Origin of the sequence: Parasphingorhabdus sp., from assembly GCF_049667325.1 — a bacterium.
Lineage (GTDB): Bacteria > Pseudomonadota > Alphaproteobacteria > Sphingomonadales > Sphingomonadaceae > Parasphingorhabdus.
This window is the reverse complement of the sequence record NZ_JBATHY010000233.1, coordinates 1-4,182: the sequence shown is the minus strand read 5'-3', so window position 1 is coordinate 4,182 and position 4,182 is coordinate 1. Positions and strand designations below refer to the sequence as shown.

At 55.1% G+C, this 4,182-nt stretch carries 5 protein-coding genes, 1 tRNA gene and 1 pseudogene; 3 read left to right on the top strand and 4 right to left on the bottom strand.

Translation table 11 applies throughout. The features are described from left to right. Positions 1-112, top strand: a pseudogene (locus tag WBM93_RS10510) (2Fe-2S iron-sulfur cluster-binding protein); the annotation flags it as partial. A gap of 53 nt (positions 113-165) precedes the next feature. Here the strand turns inward: WBM93_RS10510 and WBM93_RS10505 are convergent. Further along, positions 166-987 carry a hypothetical protein gene (locus tag WBM93_RS10505; RefSeq protein ID WP_424431625.1) on the bottom strand — a complete coding sequence of 274 codons (822 nt, stop codon included), beginning with the start codon at positions 985-987 and terminating at the stop codon, positions 166-168. Between the two features lie 2 nt (positions 988-989). Further along, complete coding sequence (rlmB, locus tag WBM93_RS10500) at positions 990-1,736, bottom strand: 23S rRNA (guanosine(2251)-2'-O)-methyltransferase RlmB (RefSeq protein ID WP_424431623.1); 747 nt, start codon at positions 1,734-1,736, stop codon at positions 990-992. Positions 1,737-1,872: 136 nt separating this feature from the next. Between rlmB and WBM93_RS10495 the strand changes: the two genes are divergently transcribed. Next, positions 1,873-1,958 (top strand) — tRNA-Tyr (locus WBM93_RS10495). Positions 1,959-2,094: 136 nt separating this feature from the next. Here WBM93_RS10495 and WBM93_RS10490 read toward each other — a convergent pair. After that, positions 2,095-2,568, bottom strand: coding sequence for a hypothetical protein (locus WBM93_RS10490; protein WP_424431621.1), 474 nt, complete (start codon positions 2,566-2,568; stop codon positions 2,095-2,097). A 204-nt stretch (positions 2,569-2,772) separates the two neighbouring features. On the opposite strand from WBM93_RS10490, the gene WBM93_RS10485 reads away from it, so the two are divergent. Beyond that, positions 2,773-3,681, top strand: a complete 909-nt coding sequence (locus WBM93_RS10485; protein ID WP_424431619.1) for a LysR family transcriptional regulator — start codon at positions 2,773-2,775, stop codon at positions 3,679-3,681. Between the two features lie 75 nt (positions 3,682-3,756). Here the strand turns inward: WBM93_RS10485 and WBM93_RS10480 are convergent, their stop codons facing one another. Then, on the bottom strand, positions 3,757-4,041 hold the full coding sequence (locus WBM93_RS10480; RefSeq protein WP_424431617.1) for a hypothetical protein: 285 nt from the start codon (positions 4,039-4,041) through the stop codon (positions 3,757-3,759). Positions 4,042-4,182 lie beyond the last annotated feature (141 nt).

The following is a 4,182-nucleotide window of genomic DNA, read 5'->3' as shown; positions in this document are numbered from 1 at the left end:
TGATCTGCTCGAAAGCAGCGACCATCGCGACGAGTTTTCGCGGCTCAGCTGCCAGATCGAACTGTCGGATGATCTGGAAGGCCTGAAAGTCCGGATCGCCGAAGAAGACTGAATGCTGGCCAAGCTTGTTCAAAGGGGAGCGCTTTGCCGCTCCTTTTTTTGTGCCTAGTCCAGTTTGAGCAACGCTTCGGGTGGCGCCTTGGTGCGCTGGTTGATGACCCAGCGCAGAGCCCGTAAATCAGCGCCCTCGGCGGTTGGACCGTCTTCTGTGTTGTTAGTCAGGATATCGGCATTGGTGACGATGCGGAAAACACCATCGGGTACCGGGATCGGACCCATGTCTGCCGGTTTGCCGCTTTCAGACATGCCGCTCATCGCGCTCAGCATGCCGAGGCTCGATCCGTTTTGCTCGACCGCAAATCCGGGAGCATCGATCCGGATCGCACTATCCTTGCGCACGATGGCGACGACAAACGGCGTTATGCCCTGGACTTTCTCCAGTTCGGGAAAGCTGAAATTACGGTCGAGCTGGCCCTCGATACTATAAGCGATATCGAAAATGCCTTCGCCGCGATGGACAATCTTGTTCCAGCCTTTCTGTTTTTCCAGCCGGCTGACAAATTCGGCAACGCCTTCGGGGCTGGCCGGATCGATCCCGCCAAACAGTCCGCCGAACATCGCCATCATCTGCGCATTTTCGGTTTTCTTGGCTTCGAGCTGCTGCTCGACTTCTTCGGCGTTGCAATCGCGCTCGGTCATGCCGTCGTCTTCGAAACATTCGCCCTTGAAAGACGCCTCTTCTTCCGCCGCTCCGGCCTTCATCAGATTCTGGAACCCGAGCATGTAGATTTCACCTTCATAGGTGAAGGCAAAGCTTCCGTCGGCGTCGATTTCGAGCTCGGAGGTAAATTTACCCGGGGTCAGGAAACAGCTGGCCAATAGCAACGGTGCAAGCAGCGCGACAATCAGTTTGCAATATTTCCTCACGATCAATCCCCTTTTTTCCTCGTATATTCTGCGTAAAGCCCGATGGCGGCGGCGTTGGAAACATTCAGGCTTTCCATCTTGCTGCTCATCGGCAGACGCGCCAGTGTATCGCAATGGGCTGCAACATTCTGCCGGAGGCCTTCGCCTTCCGCGCCCATGACCAGGGCGATTTTTCCGGTTCCCATGGCTGTTTCGAGCTCATCGACGGCATCGCCATCGAGTCCGATCCGCCAATAGCCGGCCTCGGCGATGTCATCGAGCGCGCGGGACAGGTTGACCACCCGGATCCACGGGACAATTTCCAGAGCGCCGGACGCCGATTTTGCCACGACACCCGATTCGGGCGGGGCGTGGCGGTCCTGGGTGATAATCGCGGCTGCATCAAAAGCAGCGGCGGATCGCAATATCGCACCGACATTATGCGGATCGGTGACCTGATCGAGCAGCAGCAACGGACGGTCGGTCTGTTCGTCCAGCACATCGCCCAGCCAGATGTCGGGCAGCGGATCGACATCGGCGACCATCCCCTGATGCGGCGCGTCGCGCGGGATGACCCGGCCGAGGTCCGCCACATCGCATATCACGACGGCGATACCGTCGGGGATTTCGAGCGTTGCCAAGGCCTCGCGGGTGATCGAAATTTTCTTGATCACCCGGTTGGGATTGTCGAGCGCTGCCTCGATCGCGTGTCGTCCCCAGAATTTGAGACCGCCACCGGTTTTCTTAATTGATTTGTTCTTGCGTGCCATATTTCCACCCTAGCCGGTAAGCCTCGTGCGGACAGCCCTTTTTTTCTGCAAATATGCAAGGGCAGGCATTGACAGTTTGCCCTCCCTTCGTCATTGAGCCGCTCTTGTCGCCGATGGCGGCCTTGGATACCCGGATGGACAGGTGGCCGAGTGGTTAAAGGCAGCAGACTGTAAATCTGCCCGTGTAAGCGTACATAGGTTCGAATCCTATCCTGTCCACCATTTCCCTGTGGTTCATCCCCTCAAGACGATAGTCCGAAATTGATTGCCGTTGCTGGAACTGTCCGGTTGTGAGCCTACCGCAGGTCATGCCGACGGGATCGTTCCCGTGCTGTAAAAAGTCGGTCGATGCGGAGTATTAACTCTCCGTCTTCACCAGTCTCGGGCTGGAATATACAAAGCCTTCGGTAAACGCATCCGTGCATTGATCCAGAATCGATTGCACCTTAGAGCATCCCAATTCGGTGAGTAGGAGATTTCGGTAACGGGAGCCGCCGTCGTTACCTCTGGCTTCAAGCAATGCTTCTGATTCCAGGACAGCGATATATCGCTTTGCCAGTCGTCCGGACAGGTCCAATGACCGTTCCAGATCTGACACGGAGAAATCGATCCCGTCGATATTGCGCAGATATATATCGCATAATATTTGCCACATAAGGTCGCCAAGGGATTTATAGTGATCGCCCAGGCCATCGGCTTTTATCTGATATATCGCCCGCGTGTGGCGCAAGGTGGCTTTGGTGCGCTCCGATCGCCCCTTTATCGCAAGTTTTGTCCGGTCATTGCTGTTTGCGAGTTTGATTTCCCGAGGATTTCCACCAAAAACCTTCATCGTTTGTCGCTTTCTTTTGCAATTCTGAATTCGATCAGTGACTATTGCACTTCAATATGGAACCATTTCCCACGTGCCGACGTAGATTCCCCGTGTCCAATTCGTTATTCCGATTCCATCTATAAGCATTTGCGATAAAGGAATTTCCAAATCGTTCGATCGCACTCAAAGCATCTCCGCACATTCAATCTGAACACGCTACCGTTGATGCGGGAGATTTTGCGCCACGGCAGCGTAGGAAAAGCAGCGGAAGCGCTCAATATCTCGCAGCCAGCGTTGAGTGGTGCCTTGAAGCAGTTGCGAAAGCAATTTGATGATGACCTGATCGTTCGCAGCGGTAAATCGATGAAACTCACGCCGAAAGGCGAGACGATTCTGGCGCCGCTAGAGAAAGTGTTGGCCGACCTAGAAGGTCTGGTTTTTGAAAGCGACGGAGCGGGTTCTGATGTCGCCACCTCGCTTGTCATCGCAACAAACGATCATGTGATGACGATTCTGGGCGCTCCGTTGGGCAAGCGGGTAGTGTCGCAGAAATTGAATTACTTGCCGCAATTTGTAACCGGTAGTGCGAATTCCCTTCTGGACCTTGCCGCCGGAACGATTGATTTTATCATTGCGCCAAGATTGGGATTGATGGGAGGAACACCAGCGAGTTCGAGTAAAATGGCACAAATGAATTCCGAACTTCTGTTTTCTGAACCTCTGGTCGGGGTGGCGTCTCCGGATGACCATGAGCTTGCTGAACCCATTTCGCTTGATGCCTATCTTGGTCGACCGCACATAGGTTTTGATGTCGGTTTGGGGCGAGACTTGTCCAACGAGCAGATTTTTCTGGCATCACTCGGTCTGCGTCAAAACGAATCGATCAGATTTTCGAGCTATTCGGCACTGGTCGATACGGTCGTTGCAACCAATAGCATCGGCCTCGTTCCGGCCAGTTTTGCCCGATTGAACGAGGGCCGGCTGGGATTGAAAGTTTTCGTTCCTCCGATCCAGTTCCCGCCACTGGAGTATAATCTGGTGTGGTTGCGGACCAGAGATGGTGATCCGTATTTTGAAAAGTTTCGCAGCGAACTGAGAGAAATTGTCAGCAGATCGAGGATTTCGTCGTGATAAGACAGATCCATATCCGCTGATCGAAGGCCCATCCGCTGCGTCCCCTCTTCCTCGAGCTAGCGGGCAAGCGCATCACCCCAGTCCGGTAATCTCCAGCCCGATTATCACAAAGCCATAGCCCAGAACTCCATACATCAGCGCCCGGAACCAAGGGTAGGGGATGCGCGCTTTCTCGGGATAGCCTTCGGGATGGACGACCTCGATCATCTCGCCGATTACCGGGGTCGGAAAGGGCGTGTAGAGCGGGTCGCGGACTTCGATAAAGCCGCCGCGCTGGTCGGGCACCAGCAAGATCGCGCTGTACATCGTACCGCCGTCTTCCCGCGCGCTCCGGTGACGGACCACCTTGGCCGGCACCCTGCGGGTACCGTTGCGAATGAACAGCAGATCGCTGCGCAGCGCCAGCGCCAGTCCCGATCCCGCCAGAGCGAGACCAATCCAGAGGAAGAAGGTTTCGATGGCCTGGCGCTATCACAGCTTCGGGAGGCTGTTAAGTGG